Genomic DNA, 18,432 nt, shown 5'->3' with positions numbered 1-18,432 from the left:
GAAGCCGAGCCGCAATTCACCTTGTACGCAGGGATGACTATTCGATAAATGGTCTGGCCTTCCCTCAGACCGATGCCCCCCGCCCACCCCAGAGCGCCCTCTCTTGCAGCCGAGCTGCAATTCACCTTGTACGCGGGGATGACAAAGCCGTGCTTGTGTCGTGGTCCTGGCCACAGGTGGATCCCCCCCCCTCCGTCCTTCCCGCGAAGGCGGGAATCTATTGGGCCTACAGGCCCCACACCGCCATTCATCATAGCTATGATGCCGGATCAACAACTGGCCGGTTCACACTCCCCTGCCACCGCGGCCTTGGCCTGCTCGTACCCACCCACATTGGTAACATTGGTGTAGCCCAACTTCTCCAGGGCCTCTTTCGCCACCCCGGCGCGACGGCCGCTGCGGCAGTAGAGGTAGATGGGGGCGTCCTTATCCGCGGTAATGTCGGCAATACGGTCACCAATCTCCGTGTGCGGCACATGCAGCGCCTGCTCCAGGTGGCCGGACTGCCACTCCCCTGCGGAGCGCACATCAATCCAGATGGGATCGGCGGCCAGCGCCAGAACCGGTAGTAACAACAGCCCCGCCAGCAGGCTGCGCCAGGTAGATTTCAGACGAACTTGCATCACTCACCTCTCGTTTTTGCTGTTCCCGCGCCGTCTCTACGGCACCCCAACAGGCGGATAAGATCTGCCATTTATAGCCCTGCAGGCCCTGCCCGGCCACCCGCCAGATCAAATACCGGCTTATTAATTGACACCAGCAGCAGTGCCTGTGTTCTCTGCAGGCAAAAAAAGAGGCGCCGAAGCGCCTCTTTTATAATCCCGACCGATTTACCGATCAGCGTGGCTGCATGCGGATGGCACCGTCCAGACGAATGGTCTCACCGTTCAGGTAGCCATTGCGCACCATCTCCAGCGCCATGCTGGCGTACTCGTCAGGCGAGCCCAGACGGGAGGGGTTAGGCACCATGGCACCCAGCGCATCGATCAGCTTCTGCGGCGCACCCAGCAGGGCCGGGGTGGCGAAGATACCGGGCTGGATGGTGTTGATACGGATGTTTTCACGGGCCAGGTCGCGGGCGATGGTGAGGGTCATACCGACGATGGCCGCCTTGGCGGCGGAGTACGCTGCCTGGCCCATCTGACCTTCGGTAGCGGCGGCGGAAGCAGTGTTGATACAAACGCCACGCTCACCATCGATGGGGTCCAGGGTCATCATGCCGGCCGCGGCGCGGGTGATGCAGCGGAAGGTGCCAACGGTATTGAGCTTCAGTACCCACTCGAACTTGTCGGACGGGAAGATGTTGATCTCGCCGGTCTCCTTGTCGCGACGGGCGGTAGGGATGGCGTTACCACCACCGGCGCAGCACACCAGTACACGCTCCTGGCCATTGGCCGCACGGGCCTTGGCGAAAGCAGCGTCAACACTCTCGTCAGACAGTACGTCTACCTGGCAGAAAATCGCTCCGGTCTCCTCAGCCGCCTTCTCCCCGGTCTCCGGGTTGAGGTCAAAAATGGCAACTTTGGCGCCCGCTGCACGCAGTGCTTTCACGGTCGCAAGGCCCAGTCCGGAGGCGCCTCCGGTAACCACAGCGGCGAGTGAGGAATCGATCTTCATGTGCTACTCTCCTGATCTTTTATTAACCACACGGTAGAGGACAAAAGGGGTTTTGACCCCTGACAGGTCCTATATAGGTAAGACGCGATTTAACCCTAATTGCCAGTTATATACAACAATACTGTTGAATAGTATAATCCGCCGCCTAACTAGAATACGGAGGAGCGCGCATGGCTCAAGTGATGAAAGGGGTTCGAGTCCTCGAAGTAGCCCAATTTACCTTTGTACCCGCCGCCGGAGCCATCCTGGCCGACTGGGGCGCTGACGTCATCAAGATCGAGCACCCTGTGCGCGGTGATACCCAGCGTGGTTTCGTCAAGCTGGGCGGTATTGAAACCGACCCCAACCGCTGCCCCTTCGTTGAGCACCCCAACCGCGGCAAGCGCAGCGTGGGTGTGGATATCTCCACCCCTGAAGGCATGGAAGTCATTTACGAGCTGGCCAAGACCGCCGACGTATTCCTGACCAACTACCTGCCCAACCAGCGCCAGAAAATGAAGTTCGACATCGAACACATCCGCGCGGTTAACCCCAACATTATTTACGCCCGTGGCTCCGCCTTTGGTGATAAAGGCCCGGATCGTGACGTGGGTGGCTTTGACGGTACCGCCTTCTGGAACCGCGGCGGCCTGGCCGATGCCTTCTCCCCGAAAGAGCTGGGCGGCCCTATCTCCCAGGGTGTACCTGCCTTTGGTGACTCCATCGGCGGCATGAACATCGCCGGCGGTATTGCCGCGGCCCTGTTCCACCGCGCCCAGACCGGCGAAGCCACCGAACTGGATGTCTCCCTGCTGAGCACCGCCTGGTGGGCGGCCGGTACCTCCATCGACATGGGTATCGAGACCAACCAGATCATGGGCAACCGTATGCCCCAGTCCGGTGGTAACCCAGGCAACCCGCTGATGGGTAACTACTACTGCTCCGACGGTGGTGTGATCAACATGTGTACCCTGACTCCAGGCCCACACATCAAGAGCTTCTTCACCCACATCGGCAAGCCCGAGCTGGCCGACGACGAGCGTTTCTCCGAAGTGAAAGCCCTGATGCAAAACTGGGAAGCCGCTTCCGAGATCATCGTAGCTGCGTTTGCCGAGAAAGATTTCAAATACTGGCGCGAGCACCTGAAGACCTACTCCGGTCAGTGGGCGCCGGTACAGAGCCTGCTGGACATCACCTCCGACGAGCAGGCACTGGCCAACGACATGCTGTTTGAAGTGGAATCCGCCAGTGGTGGCGACCCCATCAAACTGGTGCGCGGCCCTGTGCAGTTTAACCACGAGCCGGTAAAAACCGAGCGCGCTCCGCTGGCCTCCGAGCACACCGAACTGGTGCTGATGGAGATGGGCATGGAGTGGGACAAGATCGAAGAACTGAAAGAAAAAGGCGCAATTGCCTGATCAAGGCGCGCCTGATTTGTATAACGCCTGATTAAAGAACGAGAGCATTATGAAGCCAGGAACTAAACTGAAAAGCACTGTGTGCAACACCGAAGTCATGGTCATTAAAGGCACCGGTCTGGTGGTTGAGTGCGGTGGCGCACCCATGACTGCCGAAGGCGCGGCCGACAAGGGCGCCATCAACCCCGACTTCGCCGGCGGTACCCTGATGGGCAAGCGCTACGTAAACGAAGAAGGCACCGTTGAGCTGCTGTGCGTTAAAGCCGGCGAAGGCGCTCTGGCCATCGATGGCAAGGTTCTGCCTACCAAAGATGCCAAGCCACTGCCATCTTCTGACTAATCGCACGGTTGCTGCCTGAGTTATGAATATCGTACTGATTTTGCAAATGGCTGCCGAAGCTGGCGCGGACCGGGTTGGTCTGGTCTGTGACGGCCGCCGCTGGACCTACGGCCAGCTGCTGGAAGCGGCCAAGGGAGCGGCAGAGATTTTCGTCAGCAGCGGCTGCCAGCACGTTGCCCTGCTGGACGAAAGCTCCGAAGCTGCCCCGATTGCCCTGTTCGGCGCTGCCATGGCCGGCATCCCCTACGTGCCGCTCAACTACCGCTTGGCGGATGAGCAGCTGGGTGCCCTGCTGGATCGCATCAAGCCCGCCTATGTGATTGGTGACGTTGAGCGCACCAACCGCCTGAGCGCCGGCCACACCGTGGCCACCCGCGACGACTTCGTCAAAGCCGCCGAAGAAGCCGCTGCTTCCGCCAGCGGTGAAGAGCGCGAAGGCGAAGGCATTGCCGCCCAGATCTTTACCAGTGGTACTACCGCTGCGCCGAAAGCGGCGCTGCTGCGTCACACCAACCTGCTGGGTTACATCCTCGGTGCTTATGAGTTCATGACCGCCGAAGAGACCGACGCCCAGCTGGTGTGTGTACCGCCGTACCACATTGCCGGTATCTCGGCGATGCTGAGCTCTTTCTACTCCATGCGCCGCATGGTCATGCTGCCCGCCTTTGACCCGGACACCTGGCTCAAGCTGGCAGAAGACGAGCAAGTCACCAACGCCTTCCTGGTACCCACCATGCTGGCGCGCGTGATTTCCCGTATGGAAGAGAAAGGCGATACCACCCTGCCCTGTGTGCGCGCTATCGCCTACGGCGGTGGACGTATGCCGCCGGAGTTGATCGCCAAGGCACTGGACCTGTTCCCGAACTGTAACTTCACCAACGCCTACGGCCTGACTGAAACCAGTTCTACCATTGCGCTGCTGACGCCGGAAGATCACCGCACGGCCCATCAGTCCGATGACCCTGCCGTAAAAGCGCGCCTGGGTTCCGTGGGCAAACCACTGCCGACCATCGAACTGGAAATCCGTGACGATGAAGGCAAGGTGCTGGCGGCTGGCGAGCGTGGTGAAATCTACGTGCGCGGCGAGCAGGTCTCCGGTGAATACCGCGAGAAGAGCGCGCTGGATGCCGACGGCTGGTTCCCGACCCGCGACGCCGGCTACCTGGACGAGGAAGGCTACCTGTTCCTGGCCGGTCGTGCCGATGACGTTATCGTCCGCGGTGGCGAGAACATCTCCCCCGGCGAGATCGAAGATGTACTGGCGCTGCACCCGGCGATTGCCGACGCCGTTGCCATCGGTGCACCTTCGCTTGAGTGGGGTGAGGCTGTGGCCATCGCCGTGGTGGTGAAACCGGACCATGACACGCCCAGCGAAGACGAGCTGCGCGCGCTGATCAAACAGCACCTGCGCTCCTCACGGGTACCCGAACAGATCAAAGTTGTCGACGAACTGCCCTACAACGAAATGGGCAAACTGTTGCGGCGTGAAGTTCGCACCTGGTTCCAGTAATCAGGCACCCACACAAAAAGGCCGCACCGGAAGATGCGGCCTTTTTGTTGATACCCACCTGCTTGCGGGGAAAAGCGCACTCCTCCTGACTTAGTCACCCCCGCGCAGGCGGGGGTCCACTGAAGTCCGCAGGGAGTGGATTCCCGCCTGCGCGGGAATGACAGCAATCGGAGTTTCTTAAAACGTCACGGGAATACGTGAATCAGAGTTTCCCAAAACGTTGCAGGAAGCTACGATGTAAATGTCGCACTCTTCCACAACACCCTTCGCTGCTACAGCACACCTTCTCTCAGACGCCTGAAAGGATTTAGCGGCGAGCCAGATGTAACCAGATTGCCATTGGGGGATCAATTTCATGAAGAAGTTCAGTCAGTGGGTCAACTCTATCGCCGACGCCGGTAAAGAGCTGTTGTCCGGCAAGGCCCGCCAGGATAAATCGCAGTCCCTTGCCAGCCTCTGCAACGAGCTGTGCACCAGCAAAGGCGAAGCCATGGGCACCGCCATTGCACACGAAGTGGTCAAAGCCTACAGCGCCCTTGATGCTGAAAGACGACTGGCTTTTTTCCAGATGTTGCACAAGGACTTCGGAGCGGACCCCAAAGAGATCGTCAAGTGCGCCGAAGCATTCAAGCAGGCTCCGGGGCGCGACACCTACCGCGCCCTCTACCATGCTGTGGAAACCCGCCGCCAGATCCTCTTCAGCCGCATCAACATGGCCCCCGACGGTACCGAGACCCTGATCCAGTTGCGCAGCGACCTGCTGGACCTGCTGGGACAGTACCCCGAACTCGGCGGGGTGGATTACGACCTCCGCAACCTGATGATCTCCTGGTTTAACCGTGGCTTCCTGACACTGGAGCAGATCTCCTGGGAAACACCGGCCCACATCCTGGAAAAACTGATCGCTTACGAGGCGGTGCACGAGATGACCGGCTGGGGCGACTTGCGCCGACGTCTGGCAGATGACCGTCGCTGCTTTGCCTTCTTCCACCCGGCACTGGAAGACGAACCACTGATCTTTGTGCAGGTGGCGCTGGTGAAAGGCTACGCCGGCAATGTGCAGGAGCTGCTGGCCGACCCCACCGAAGGCAAAACCGACTCCCGCGGTCACAAGCCGGATATCGAACTGCAGGATGGTTTCGACACCGCCATCTTCTACAGCATCAGTAACTGCCAGGAGGGCCTGAAGAGCATCTCCTTTGGTAACTTCCTCATCAAGCAGGTGGTGCTTGAGCTGCGCCAGGAGTTCCCACAGCTGAAGCAGTTCGCCACCCTGTCACCCATTCCCGGCTTCCGCAGCTGGCTCAGTAAGGAACTGGCCAACCGCGACAGTACCGTACTTGATGTGAAAACCCGCGACCTGCTGAAGCTGCTGGACAGCAACGACTGGGTCAAAAACGCCGAGAGCAAGGAGAAGCTGCAACCGGTTCTCACCAAACTGTGCGCCCACTATCTCTACAACGCCAAACGCGGTATCCAGCCACTGGACCCGGTGGCCCGCTTCCACCTGGGCAACGGCGCCCAGATCGCACGCCTCAACTGGCTGGGCGACACCTCCGCCAACGGCATCAAGCAATCGGCTGGCCTGCTGGTGAACTACGCCTACGACCTGAAGTCGGTGGAGACCAACCACGAAGCCTTCGTCAACGAAGGTCGTGTCGCCATCAGCGCCGAGTTCCAGAAGCTGGTCAAGAACACCGCCGTACCGGTGGCCACCAAAAAGCCTGCATAACGCAGGCTTTGGCAAATCGCGGATCGCAACACCGCTAATCCAGGGGACTGACAACCCCCTGGCCACCCCGCTGCAGCACATGGGTATAGATTTCCGTAGTACGCACATCGCTATGCCCCAGCTGCACCTGCACCGTGCGAATATCGGAGCCCCGCTCCAACAGATGAGTCGCAAAGGAGTGGCGCAAGGTATGACTGGTAACCGGTTTGTTAATACCAGCATTGCGGGCCGCCGATTTCACCAACCGGTTCACAGTAGACTCATCATAGTGATGCCGCCGAATGGCACCGCAGCGCGGATCAACCCCCAACTTGCTCGCCGGAAACAGGTACTGCCACAGTACATGCTTGCAAGCCTGCGGATGCTTACGCCCCAGCGCGTTAGGCATATGAACCCCGGCAAAATGCGGGTTCAACAAGTCCTCTTGCAGCAACAACTCCACCCGGGTGATCTGTTGCTTTAATAATGGCAACAACGAACTCGCCAACGTCACCAATCGGTGCTTACCGCCCTTACCGTCAAACACACGGATCTGGCGGTAGTCGAAATCGACGTCCTTTACCCTCAGCCGAACCAACTCCAGACGGCGCAACCCCGAGCCGTACATCAACGCCGCCATCAGGTAATGCATCCCCTCCAACTGCTGCAGTAACAGCTTCACTTCATCATGGGTCAGAACCACTGGCAGCTTCGGTTGGCGGGATGATTTTCGAAAATTGGCAAGGCCCTCCAGCTTCTCCCCCAGATATTTGGTCTTGAGAAACACCACCGCATTCAATGCCACCTTCTGGGTACTGGCAGACACACCCCGATTAACTGCCAAATGGGTCAAAAAACGCTCAACCTCTGCTGAACCAAGTTTACTCGGATGTTGTTTGCCAGAAAAAAGTATGAAATATTTAATCCAATACAAATAGTTGTCTATCGTTCGAATGCTGTAATTCCGAACAAGCATATACTCGCGCACTGAAGCCAGGAACGGTGAATTCGCCATGGACGGGATCCCTCCCAAGTCAGAATGAATTTTACGACCAAATTTTTCGGGGCAAATAAGCGTAATAAAAGGGCAAAGCCCTTTTAACCCGGCGCAAAGGAATTTTCGTGAATTTTTTTTGTGGAATATCAGGATCTTAAAACTAAGGACTGACGAAGCCCTGGATTAAAGGGGCTCCCTTTTAATAATTATTATGAGGGCTATGCCCTCATTAACAGACTGTTATGCTCCTTTAATCCAACGATGAAAATGAATTCAGAAAATTACGATATTGAAGAAGGTAATACGATCGAAATCGTTGTAGATTTTGTCGTAGCGCTTTCTGTCGTCGTTTTGTGTTTTTTAGTCTCTGGCGGAATTCTTGGCATCATTAAAGTAGTGCTTATCGCAGGGGTAGCCTTCTATCTGCTTAATTTTATGATGTACGGCTTCAAACTCAGTAAAGTTACAAGAGCAATTTGTGCGTTAATATTTTGGCCTGCAATCTTGGGTAGTGTGTATGTTTTCATGTCATAAGCATAACAAGGCGGTGTTGTCGCCTTCGGCTGGGACTGCCATTCCGCTGGCGCTCCATGTCCGCCCCAAACCGCGGCGTTATGCGTTCGTTCGCGGTATTGAATAGGCTTCAGCCTTAAAATAATTCCTGCCGGTGCATGTTGCTCGTCGTCAGCACCGGTGTATAAGTCAGCAACCTGCCAAGCGAAGTATCCTTCGGAGGTTTGGTTGCCTCTTCCCAAATGTGCCGCCCATAGGTGTGCCATGGAGGGTAAATTTGGTTTTACCGAAACGTGCCGGCCAGGGTGTTCGGCCTGCGGTTTGGTAGCCATAAATTACAGGGTGCCGGTGCTGGCAATACAATCAGTATCGGCAGTAGTTATTAGTAAGGTGGCGGCAGTCCACAATGCGCATAACCAGTTGCTGTTGGTCGCCGTGCAAAAGACGCACGGCTGGGACGGCTACGCTGCGCTTCGCCGCCCCAAAGCAATGCGTTATACGTTTCTGAGAGTCAACTATGCAAAACTTTTTGGTTTCTAATATTGCCGACAGAAGGCATAAGGCTATCTACAAAGACTTAGGCGAAGGAGCTATTTTTGACCTTTCGCCGTCCCAGCATGGATGGAACGAATTTTCTTCAGTAGTAGTTAATGATTCAATCTACGTTATAAATAAAAACCTCAATGTAGTATTGCACTATAAAGTCACGAAGGTGATGGATGGCATTAAGCTAGATGAATCAACTGAATTAGCTGACAAGGTGCTTTCACCTAAAGGTGGTGATGTTCGAGTCGTTTTTGGTCTTCCGGTTAATCGCGTTGACATGAAATACCCTACATTCGTTCGTAAAAACGGAGTCAGAAGCACAAAAATAAATCCGGATACATCACAGATGCTTCAAGGCTTTAACTGTGCCAAATTTTAAAATACGTATAACAAGTCAAAGCACGCGGACTTGGTAAAGCTGTCACATTTTTTGTTTCAAAAAATCCGCCAGCTTCACCAAGCCGGTGTTTGAGTCGTTATGAGAAAGCTATGAATCGATTACTTGCCATACTTTTAATTCCTGTAGCAATGTCTTCATTTGCTTCTCCAGGTATTACTGAGCACGAAATTACGTATGAAAATGCAAGGGATTTAGGATTCTCCGTAACAATTGAGGTTACCTCTGAAGCAACATCAATTCAGTTGGTAGGCCCCAAAAGCATCAATGGTAACTGCGCCCCCGCTCGCAGTGGTAGTGCCCTTATCTCTGAAACAAGCGAAGAGCTAATGGTGTATCAAACCAACTTAGAGTCTGGGTCGTCAGCACCAGTGGCATACGGGTACTTTACCCAAAAAAACAACAGCATGAGTGTCTGGCTAGACTACTTCTGCCCACCTGGGCATGAGCTTGAGAGCCGTAGGTTCGTCATCCCATCAGTGGCAAAATATCTCATAACAAGTCAATCAACTTCGCGCCTATCGGCGCCGGACAGCCTACGCTACGCTTCGGCTGCCGGTTATTGAGGCGTTATGCGTAAAAGCGAATTGAGCTCCTGATGGCAAATAATTGGAATATACCAGCATGGCTGGAACAGGAAGTAAGAGAGCGAGACAGGTCTTGTGTGTATTGTGGCAATCATTTTCTTTCCCACAAAGAATCAACAAAGGCATCGGCCAGTTGGGAACACATCATTAATGATGCCTCCATAGTCACAAGAGAAAATATCTGCTTATGTTGCTGCGGTTGCAACGCAAGTAAGGGGCAAAAGCCATTATCTGTATGGCTAAAGTCAAAATACTGTATTGAGCGTGGTATTACGTCAGAATCAGTAGCCCCAATAATAAAACAGGCAATTGCAAATGGGTGGTAACGGCACGCATAACAAGGTGGTCTTGTTTGCCCCGCAAAATGCGCGGGGCGGGACGGCTACGCTGTCGCTTCGCCGCCCCAAACCACGGCGTTAGATTTCACAAGGGGAGATTGGTGGAGCACTTCAAGTACAAATACGACGACTTGTTCAACCCTGTTCTACAGGCGTTGCACAAGCTAGGTGGTTCTGGAACGAATACTGAAATTGAGGAACAGGTGATCCTACTCCTCAATTTGTCTGATCTTGAAGTCGAAGATATTCACCGAGGCAACACGACAAAACTTGCCTACCGGCTTGCTTGGGCACGTAACTACCTAAAGCGCCTTGGGCTTCTTGAGAATTCGGGGAGAGCAATCTGGGCTCTGACGGCCCAAGGGCAAAAAACGACCTCGATTGACCAGAAAGAGGCAAAGAAAATTGTAAAGGAACTATCTGGAGTTAAGAAGCCCAGCGAATCCCCAAAAGAAGTAGTAGAAGAATCAGAGGAGCTTGAGGATTTCTCTTGGGAGGAAGAACTTATCGACCTTCTTAAATCCATCGAGCCGGATGCATTTGAGCGCTTGAGTCAGAGGCTACTGCGAGAGCTTGGATTCATAAACGTCGAAGTTACTGGTAAATCAGGCGACGGAGGTATCGATGGTGTTGGGGTCATCAAAATTGGTGGCGTTCTTTCATTTCACGTCGTGTTTCAGTGCAAACGGTATACTGGGTCTGTTTCATCGGCAGCAATCCGAGACTTTCGCGGTGCGATGATTGGTCGGGCTGATAAAGGATTGTTCATTACAACCGGAACATTTACTCGGGATGCAAGACAAGAGGCTCAAAGGGATGGCGCTCCGCCTATTGATCTCATTGACGGCAACGCGTTTGCAGAGCACCTGAAGGACCTGCGACTAGGTGTAACGGTTAAGCTTCGAGAAGAGGTCGCGATTAAACGTGGGTGGTTTGATGAAATCTAACCATCCGTGGCAGTTCGCGCCTGACGGCGCCGGACTCGCTACGCTCGCCGCTGCACAGGGGCGTTAGGTGTCCGAGTTACCCACGAACAGTAGACACCCTTTATAGTTAGATAACCTACAGAGAGGTGACCGCCATGAAACGGACCAGACGATCAGCGTATACCGGGGATTTTTGAAACTTCCCCTCCTAACAATTAAACATGGGTGCCTCTGAAAATAATGAAATCAAAGGATTTAATTGTGTCTACACCAGACGAATTCAGTTACCACGAGGCCCTGGACCGGGCTCACATCGCACTGTCCAATCTGGAGAATGCATTGGGGGATCATCCAGTCATACTTGCCCATGCCGAAGCAAGGGCATTGTATGAACAAGCAACAGATACTTTGGGGTCTTTGTACCAGGCACTTGGAAATTTGGCTTTCAGCAGAGATCACTCCTGATAAAGGGTCCGTTCGCTACGCCCGTTAATTGGCACCACTCTTAAGGCATCCCCCCCGAGATAGCACATGCGTATTACAAGGACGACACTAAACCGGGCAGTCACTGAGCAGATCATCAGCTCCGCACAGGCGGACGCGCTGTTCGAGCTGTTCCAGGCTGAACACCAGAACACACCCAGCTTCAGTTTTACCCATGTTCTCTATTACTGCGGCGGCCTTATTGCCATTGGCGCCATGACGCTGTTTATGAACCTTGGCTGGGAAGCCTTTGGTGGAGCCGGTATTACACTGATCACCATGGTTTATGCCATCGCCGGCTTGATGCTTACCAACCGTTTCCGGGCGAAGGCGCTGGCCATCCCCGCCGGGATTTGTGCGACGTTTGTGGTTTGCTTAACGCCGCTTGGCATCTACGGCGCACAGCTGTGGCTTGGCATCTGGCCCGATGACAGCACCTATCGCGACTACCATCGTTATATCGAATGGCATTGGCTGTATATGGAGCTGGGAACCCTCGCCGTGGGCACCACCATTGCCTGGCGTTACAAGTACCCGTTTCTGGTGATGCCCATCGCGGTCACCCTTTGGTATATGACCATGGACATTACCGCCATGCTCAGTGAAGGGGATATCACCTGGGAGCTGAGAAAACTGGTTTCGCTCTACAGTGGACTGTTAATGACCGGACTTGCCTTCTGGATCGACGTCAGGTCCCGGCACAAAGCGGATTATGCCTTCTGGGTTTACCTGTTCGGCGTTATGGCATTCTGGGGCGGCTTGTCCTCCCAGTATTCCGACAGCGAGCTCTCCAAGTTTATTTACCTCTGCATCAATCTGTTGATGATAGGTGTGGGAGTTTTACTGACCCGTCGGGTGTTTGTGGTTTTCGGGGCTATTGGCAGCTGTGGTTACCTGGGCCACCTGGCCTCCAGCGTATTCCGGGACAGCTGGCTGTTCCCGATCTCGCTGACGGCCATCGGCATCGGCATCATCTGGCTTGGTGTTCTCTGGCAGATGCATGAGCAACGCCTCACCAGAAAATTTCGTGGGTATCTACCTTTGCCGCTGCGGGAACTGCTGGAATCCAAAGCCGGTTAACATCTGGTGCGGCAGGCTTGCGCCGCCAACCTGTCGTTTCAGCCCAGGAGAGACCATGTCCGGATTTGCCCGGCTCACCATGATCATGCTGTTGCTGTCGCTGGCAGCAAGCGTGATCCAGGCTCACGAATGCACCGCAGAGCGGGATGAGTTCAGTCTCCATTTTCAAAGCCTGCCGCTGGTGACCGCGTTCGAACTTATTGCCGAATACGCCGGCCGGGAGCTGGTCGTGAATAGCGACCGCAATCCTGCCGTGCCGCTGCATTACAACTGCCTGGTGTGGCAGTTTATCGGTCTTGATCTGTCGGAGAAGCATGGCGTCAGCATTAAGATCACCAGAGACAAGATAGTAGTTAGCGACCCATGACGACACGCAACTTGTCGCCAGGAAGCCGGGAAGCCTGTGTGGCAGCGATCCCGGGGGCAACATCTCCGCCCCACATTGACACACAGCAGCCAGCCATTGCTTGCCCCGCGCCCAGTGCGCAGGCTATAACACCCAACACCCGACCAGGCCCAGGATCGGGCCGCAGGGAGCCGCAGGGAAGCGATACGCGGGATGGAATCTAACAACAGGTGCGACAGCGCATCGCGGAACGCTTTAACAACAAAATGGAGCTTATATGAACGCTAAACTCATTGGACTGATACTGATCATTATTGGCGCAGCCCTGGCGATTTGGGGCTATAACCAGTACGACGCTGCCGGCGCCCAGCTCTCCCGCGCCATCGGTGGCGACTCCCCCATCGAAGCCTGGGCCGCAATGGTGGGCGGTGCAATCTGCATTGTGATTGGTGTTTTCCGGCTCAAATAGACTGGCACCGGCTCAGTGCCCCCCCGATCCCCGCCGCTACGGGGATCTGTGCTGCTTGCCGTTGCCGCCAGCGTTGTGACGGTAGCTGCTATAGCCCACGCCCCCGTGCCCGAACGCACTCCCGACCGCCGGCAGGAAAGACCCTGCAACCCGGTTATTCGATAGATACCCGAGCGTGGGCTATTCTTTCCCCATTGGCCGCAACGGCCTGCATACCACAGGAGGAACTGCACATGACCCCTTGGGAAATCAACGCTCTCGCCTTTACCAACTGCAACTGCGCCTACGGCTGCCCCTGCCAGTTCAATGCCCTGCCCACCCATGGGCACTGCGAAGCCATCCATTCAATGGAGATCAGCAGCGGTTTTTTCGCTGATACCGATCTCAGCGGCGCGCGGGTGGTGACGGTACTGAAATGGCCCGGGGCCATCCACGAAGGCGGCGGCAAGGCCTTTATCACCATCGACGACAGCACCTCGGAGGCCCAGCGCATGGCCCTGCTGACTATCCTCAGCGGCGCCGAAACCGAGCCCGGCGCCACCATCTGGAACGTGTTTGCCGCCACCCTGGACGAGGTGCTGGAGCCTGCCTTCCGCCCCATCGAATTCCACGTGGATATGGCCAGCCTCACCAGTGAAATACGGGTTGGCGACGACATTCATGTACAGGCGACACCAATCTACAATCCGGTGACCGGTGCCGAGCACCGGGTACAGATCCACCTGAACCAGGGCTTCGAATACGCCATCGCGGAGATGGGCAGTGGCACCAGCCGGGTGGGCGGCCCCATTCCCCTGTCGTTAAAGGACAGCTATGGCCAGTTCAATGAGATCCACCTCAACAACCAGGGTGTAATGACCCATTGACGCCGGAGGGTAACCGGTTACCGCCATCGCCGGTGTCCCTGCCGGAGGCGTGGGCCGGCCGCGAGCCGTGGATCACCAGCGCGCTGCTGTGCCTGACGGCTGTAGCCAGCTGGACCTGGCTGCTGCAAGGCGCCGGCACCGGCATGGATTCCTGGGCCATGAGCGTCTGGCGATTGCCCACCGGTAACGGGGAGCAGGCCGGCGGCGGAGGCTGGAGCCTCCACTACAGCCTGATCATGCTGGCCATGTGGTGGGTGATGATGATCGCCATGATGCTGCCCAGTGCGTCCCCCATGATCCTGCTGTACGCCAGGGTCTACCGCTTCAACTACCCAACCCATACCGACAGCACTGCCAGTGACCAATCGGCACCGGCCACGGCCATCTCACTGTTCACTCTCGGCTACCTGTTGATGTGGCTGCTGTTCAGTATCGCCGCCGCCAGTGCCCATGGCCTGCTGGAGTGGGCAGCCATCGTTCACCCCATGATGATGTGGATTAATGTGCCGCAATTGTCAGCATTGCTGCTGTTGATTGCCGGTGTCTACCAACTGACGCCACTCAAGGAGAGCTGCCTGCGCCACTGCCAGCAGCCGGCACAGTACCTGACCAGCCACTGGCGTCGGGGGCGTTGGGGCCCCTTGCGGATGGGCCTTGATCACGGTCTCTACTGCCTGGGCTGCTGTTGGGCACTGATGCTGCTGCTGTTTGTTGGCGGCGCCATGAACCTCATCTGGATTGTGGGTCTTAGCGTGTGGGTGCTGCTGGAGAAATTTTCGCCTCGCTGGCCCTGGGTGCAACGGCTGTCTGCGCTGGCGTTAATTATTGGCGGCATACTACTCTGGTATCAGGCCGCAGTGATCGGGTGAAGGATTTGTAACCGCAGAGGGTATTGCCATGAAGTCTATTAAATCCAGGCACTGCTGGCTCTCTATCTTCGGAGCATGCGCTATGCTCGGCGCGTACATGGCTGGTGCCGTCGCCGAATCCCCTGGCCCGTCACACAACATCAGTTACCCCACAGGATGGCAGAACTGGTCCACCATCGCGGTGTCGCACCGCACTGACAATCACACCATACGCACCATTCTCGGGAACGATATCGCGGTTAATGCCGCCCGCACCGGCAACACCAACCCCTGGCCCGATGGCGCCATCCTCGGCAAGGTGGTTTGGAAAGACACCCAGCTGCCGGACTGGAACAGCGCCACCGGACCCGGGGTTTTTGTGCACGCGGAGTTTATGTTCCGCGACTCTGGCAAATACCCAGACTCCCACGGCTGGGGCTGGGCGCGCTGGGTTGGTACTGACCAGCAACCGTTCAATGAGGGAATGCAGGTGTGTATTGCCTGCCACACCCCGGTGAAGGATCGTAACTGGGTATTTACCCACCCGGCCACATTTCCCGCCGATTTGAAATAGTGCTTTTGACACTTACCGGATCAGCCTGGTGCCGGAGCCACCCTGCCAAACCAGCCAAACAAAAGCCAACTCCCACGGCTTGATGAAGCCTTGAATATCCACCGGCATGCCCGCAGGCAAGAGATGGCCAGGACCGCGAAAAGATGAAACCATGCTGGCACCATAGTCCGTGTGCAAACAATCACCGACCCACTGTTCTGTCCGACTCACGAAGGCGTCGCTGCATGAAAAAGACGTTTCACTGGTATCCCCGTCATTGGACTGCGCCAACCGCAGCCGCTCCGTTTTACTCAGGAGTCCTGCTGCGTGCCGGCTCTCGTGGTTTTCGATTTTTACTGCCAGTCATTAGACGCAGCTGCGCTTGCCTGGTCGTCGCTGCATGGCTGGCGTTTGTGTGGGTAGCCACGGCCACTGCCGCGACATCAACAAGCCCCTACCGGATGCCATCGGACGCGGTAACCCAACTGCTGACAGCACCGGCACCGGCGCAACCGTTAATTCACGCCCGCTCCGGCAACGTTGCCCTGCTGGAGACGGACAAGGTCATCAGCATGGATCGCCTGCTGGCACCCCGCGTCGGCCTGGCCGGAGTGCGACTGGATCCGGTGACAGGCATTACGGATATTGAACCCATGGTGCGCCAGATCACCGTGGTTCACGCCAATGCCCACGCTGACGAACACACGACCGGCTCCTCACACGCCCAACCCGCCACCTGGACGGCAGAAGGCGACAGCCGCTTTACCTTCGTGCAGTTCTCCCCCGATGGCGACAAGCTTTCGGCGCTGCAGGTGAAAACGGGTAAACCTTCGGAGCTGTGGATCTACGACCTGGCGACCCGTCGTGCGCGGAAACTCAGCAGCCACGTGAGTCCGGTGTGGGGCAACCCCTGTGAATGGGCCGATGCCAGCTCACTGCTGTGCCGCATGCGACCCAAGCGGCTGCCAGCCTTACCGGCACCTGCCAGTGACGGCCCGGTGGCGGTCGCTCATCCCGGTGGCGCCTTACCGACACGCACCTACACCATGCTGCTGGAAAACGGTTACGACGATGCCCGGTTTGAACACTATTTCACGGTCGAACTGGCGCGCATCAGTACCAAAGGCAAAGTGGAGCGGTACGGCGTAGCACCGGGACTGATCAGGCAATTTGAAGTCGCGCCGGGAGGGCAGTATGTGCTGTTGCGCCGTCTGCAACCGCCCTACCCGCGGCTGGTGACTGCGCCGCGCTTTCCCGCAACGGTGGAGGTTTGGGAGCTGGCGGCTGGCAAGCGTATCTATCAGTCGGAGCCGGTCGGGTTTGGTCTTGACGATAGCGACGAGTACGGTGCCGAGCTGGACAGTATCCAATGGCAACCCGATCGGCCTGCCACCGCCGGCTACCTCTATCGTCAGCCGCTCAGGGACGGTGCGGTGGAATACCAGTGGCGTACGCTGGAGGCTTCTCTTGCCTCCCCAGCCGTCGTGCTGGCTCGCAGCCCGACGCGTATTCTCTCCTTCGGCTGGAGCAGTGCAGGCACGCCCTGGCATTTAAGTCGTGGCGCAGCGGGCGACACCGTGCTCACAGCCCTACTGCCGGAAGGTGATAAAACACTCTGGCGTGGTGATCGCACGGATCCCGACGCGAACCCCGGCCGGGTGCTGCGGGTGGACGGCCAGCAGGGTCCCGTGCTGGAGCACAACGGCCACATCTTTCTCGCCGGTGATGGCCTCAGCGATGACGGCCCGCGCCCGTTCCTCAACAGCGTCGATATCCACAGCGGCGAGACGCGGCAGCTGTGGCTGGCCGCCCGGGGGGTGTATGAACCGGTACTGGCCATACTGGACCCGGAGAAGGCGGTCTGGCTCACCCGTCGGGAAACCGAAACCCGTCCACCGCAACTGAATCGAGTGCAGCAGGGCACAGTCACCACCCTGCATTCCTCCGTGGATCCCTATCCCGCATTGCAGCGAGTGGAACGACGGTTGATCCAATACCCCCGCGCCGATGGCGTCACCCTGCGGGCCACACTCTATCTGCCCGAAAATAACGACACGCCCAAACCACTGCCCACCCTGATCTGGATCTATCCGCGGGAGTACGACGACCCCGAACAGGCGCAACAGCTGGACAGCAAAGCCTTTCGTTTTCATAACATCGTGGGGCCATCGGCCATCGCCGCGACGCTGGCCGGCTACGCCGTGGTAGTCAGCCCGACGGTACCCATCCTGAGTACCGAGGACGGCAACGGTTATCTGCCGCAGCTGGTGTCCAGCACCGATGCACTGGTGGATTTCCTGGTCGACAACAACATCAGTCACCCCGCCCGCATCGCCATTGGCGGCCGCAGCTACGGGGCCTTTTCCGCCGCCAACCTGTTGATCCATTCCGACAAGTTTGCCAGTGGCATTGCCATGAGTGGTGCCTACAACCGCACCCTGACGCCGTTTGGTTTCCAGCATGAAAAGCGTAACTTCTGGGAGGCCACCGATTACTACAGCAGCATCTCGCCCTTCTTCCACGCCAACAAGGTGAAGAAGCCGCTGTTACTGGTTCACGGTGGCGAAGACCCCAATCCCGGCACACCCAAAGCGCAGGCCCGGCGTTTCTTCCATGCGCTGGTGGGTGAAGGCGCCGTGTGCCGCTACGTGGAACTTCCCGGTGAGGCCCATCACTACCGCGGCCGGGAAACCGTGCTGTATGCCACCTGGGAGATGATCAACTGGCTCGACATTACCATCGGGCCAAAAGCCGGGTTAGCAGATTGAGATCTTGTCTGCCGGGCATCCGTGCTCTTCCAGCCGATGCCACCGCAGGGCAACAGTCCGCGTATGGGCAAAATCGCCCTGTAACCCGGCACACGGGTTCTGTCGCCAGCAGGGTTATACTCGTGACCAACACAATAATA

Annotated in this window: 19 protein-coding genes; 15 read left to right on the top strand and 4 right to left on the bottom strand. The window is 56.9% G+C overall.

Annotated elements, in window-relative coordinates; all coding sequences use genetic code 11:
- Window positions 1–269 precede the first annotated feature (269 nt).
- Together GSF27_RS12000 and GSF27_RS11995 are read right to left on the bottom strand one after the other, a co-directional pair.
- Window positions 270–623 (bottom strand): rhodanese-like domain-containing protein, encoded by a 354-nt coding sequence (locus GSF27_RS12000; RefSeq protein WP_160969348.1) that lies wholly within the window; start codon window positions 621–623, stop codon window positions 270–272.
- A gap of 214 nt (window positions 624–837) precedes the next feature.
- Window positions 838–1,617 carry an SDR family NAD(P)-dependent oxidoreductase gene (locus GSF27_RS11995; protein ID WP_160969346.1) on the bottom strand — a complete coding sequence of 260 codons (780 nt, stop codon included), beginning with the start codon at window positions 1,615–1,617 and terminating at the stop codon, window positions 838–840.
- A 170-nt stretch (window positions 1,618–1,787) separates the two neighbouring features.
- Between GSF27_RS11995 and GSF27_RS11990 the strand changes: the two genes are divergently transcribed.
- From GSF27_RS11990 to GSF27_RS11975, 4 genes are all read left to right on the top strand, one after another.
- Complete coding sequence (locus tag GSF27_RS11990; RefSeq protein ID WP_202410423.1) at window positions 1,788–3,014, top strand: CaiB/BaiF CoA-transferase family protein; 1,227 nt, start codon at window positions 1,788–1,790, stop codon at window positions 3,012–3,014.
- Between the two features lie 49 nt (window positions 3,015–3,063).
- Complete coding sequence (locus GSF27_RS11985; protein ID WP_160969344.1) at window positions 3,064–3,354, top strand: hypothetical protein; 291 nt, start codon at window positions 3,064–3,066, stop codon at window positions 3,352–3,354.
- Between the two features lie 22 nt (window positions 3,355–3,376).
- Entirely contained in the window at window positions 3,377–4,864 is a 1,488-nt protein-coding gene (locus GSF27_RS11980) for a class I adenylate-forming enzyme family protein (protein WP_160969342.1), read from the top strand.
- A gap of 355 nt (window positions 4,865–5,219) precedes the next feature.
- The gene (locus GSF27_RS11975; RefSeq protein WP_160969340.1) at window positions 5,220–6,596 is read left to right on the top strand and encodes a malonyl-CoA decarboxylase; all 1,377 of its coding nucleotides are present in this window, start codon (window positions 5,220–5,222) and stop codon (window positions 6,594–6,596) included.
- Between the two features lie 34 nt (window positions 6,597–6,630).
- Here the strand turns inward: GSF27_RS11975 and GSF27_RS11970 are convergent, their stop codons facing one another.
- Window positions 6,631–7,590 (bottom strand): integron integrase, encoded by a 960-nt coding sequence (locus GSF27_RS11970; RefSeq protein WP_160969338.1) that lies wholly within the window; start codon window positions 7,588–7,590, stop codon window positions 6,631–6,633.
- A gap of 249 nt (window positions 7,591–7,839) precedes the next feature.
- Here GSF27_RS11970 and GSF27_RS11965 point away from each other — a divergent pair, with 249 nt between their 5' ends.
- The 10 genes from GSF27_RS11965 (at window position 7,840) to GSF27_RS11920 (ending at window position 15,545) form a co-directional block, all read left to right on the top strand.
- Window positions 7,840–8,106, top strand: a complete 267-nt coding sequence (locus tag GSF27_RS11965; protein WP_160969336.1) for a hypothetical protein — start codon at window positions 7,840–7,842, stop codon at window positions 8,104–8,106.
- A 496-nt stretch (window positions 8,107–8,602) separates the two neighbouring features.
- Entirely contained in the window at window positions 8,603–9,010 is a 408-nt protein-coding gene (locus tag GSF27_RS11960; protein ID WP_160969334.1) for a hypothetical protein, read from the top strand.
- Window positions 9,011–9,120: 110 nt separating this feature from the next.
- Window positions 9,121–9,594, top strand: a complete 474-nt coding sequence (locus GSF27_RS11955) for a hypothetical protein (RefSeq protein WP_160969332.1) — start codon at window positions 9,121–9,123, stop codon at window positions 9,592–9,594.
- Window positions 9,595–10,054: 460 nt separating this feature from the next.
- A complete protein-coding gene (locus GSF27_RS11950) occupies window positions 10,055–10,900 on the top strand; it encodes a restriction endonuclease (protein ID WP_160969330.1) in 846 nt (281 codons plus the stop codon).
- 510 nt (window positions 10,901–11,410) lie between these two features.
- Window positions 11,411–12,442: a DUF2157 domain-containing protein gene (locus GSF27_RS11945; protein WP_160969328.1), complete on the top strand. Its 1,032-nt coding sequence runs from the start codon at window positions 11,411–11,413 to the stop codon at window positions 12,440–12,442.
- Window positions 12,443–12,497: 55 nt separating this feature from the next.
- Window positions 12,498–12,809, top strand: coding sequence for a hypothetical protein (locus GSF27_RS11940; protein WP_160969326.1), 312 nt, complete (start codon window positions 12,498–12,500; stop codon window positions 12,807–12,809).
- A 256-nt stretch (window positions 12,810–13,065) separates the two neighbouring features.
- Window positions 13,066–13,257, top strand: a complete 192-nt coding sequence (locus tag GSF27_RS11935) for a DUF3185 family protein (RefSeq protein ID WP_160969324.1) — start codon at window positions 13,066–13,068, stop codon at window positions 13,255–13,257.
- Window positions 13,258–13,490: 233 nt separating this feature from the next.
- Window positions 13,491–14,123, top strand: a complete 633-nt coding sequence (locus GSF27_RS11930) for a DUF1326 domain-containing protein (RefSeq protein WP_160969322.1) — start codon at window positions 13,491–13,493, stop codon at window positions 14,121–14,123.
- Complete coding sequence (locus tag GSF27_RS11925; protein WP_160969320.1) at window positions 14,120–14,992, top strand: DUF2182 domain-containing protein; 873 nt, start codon at window positions 14,120–14,122, stop codon at window positions 14,990–14,992. Before GSF27_RS11930 ends, GSF27_RS11925 begins: the two co-directional genes overlap by 4 nt.
- An 82-nt stretch (window positions 14,993–15,074) precedes the next feature.
- Window positions 15,075–15,545 carry a cytochrome P460 family protein gene (locus tag GSF27_RS11920; protein WP_160969318.1) on the top strand — a complete coding sequence of 157 codons (471 nt, stop codon included), beginning with the start codon at window positions 15,075–15,077 and terminating at the stop codon, window positions 15,543–15,545.
- Window positions 15,546–15,557: 12 nt separating this feature from the next.
- On the opposite strand, the gene GSF27_RS11915 is transcribed toward GSF27_RS11920, so the two are convergent.
- A complete protein-coding gene (locus GSF27_RS11915; protein WP_160969316.1) occupies window positions 15,558–15,815 on the bottom strand; it encodes a hypothetical protein in 258 nt (85 codons plus the stop codon).
- Window positions 15,816–15,985: 170 nt separating this feature from the next.
- On the opposite strand from GSF27_RS11915, the gene GSF27_RS11910 reads away from it, so the two are divergent.
- Window positions 15,986–18,292 carry a S9 family peptidase gene (locus GSF27_RS11910; protein ID WP_160969314.1) on the top strand — a complete coding sequence of 769 codons (2,307 nt, stop codon included), beginning with the start codon at window positions 15,986–15,988 and terminating at the stop codon, window positions 18,290–18,292.
- Window positions 18,293–18,432: the final 140 nt, after the last annotated feature.

It is taken from the genome of Pseudomaricurvus sp. HS19 (assembly GCF_009857815.1).
Lineage (GTDB): Bacteria > Pseudomonadota > Gammaproteobacteria > Pseudomonadales > Cellvibrionaceae > Pseudomaricurvus.
The sequence above is the reverse complement of the archived record's forward strand: the minus strand, read 5'-3'. Positions and strand labels throughout refer to the sequence as shown.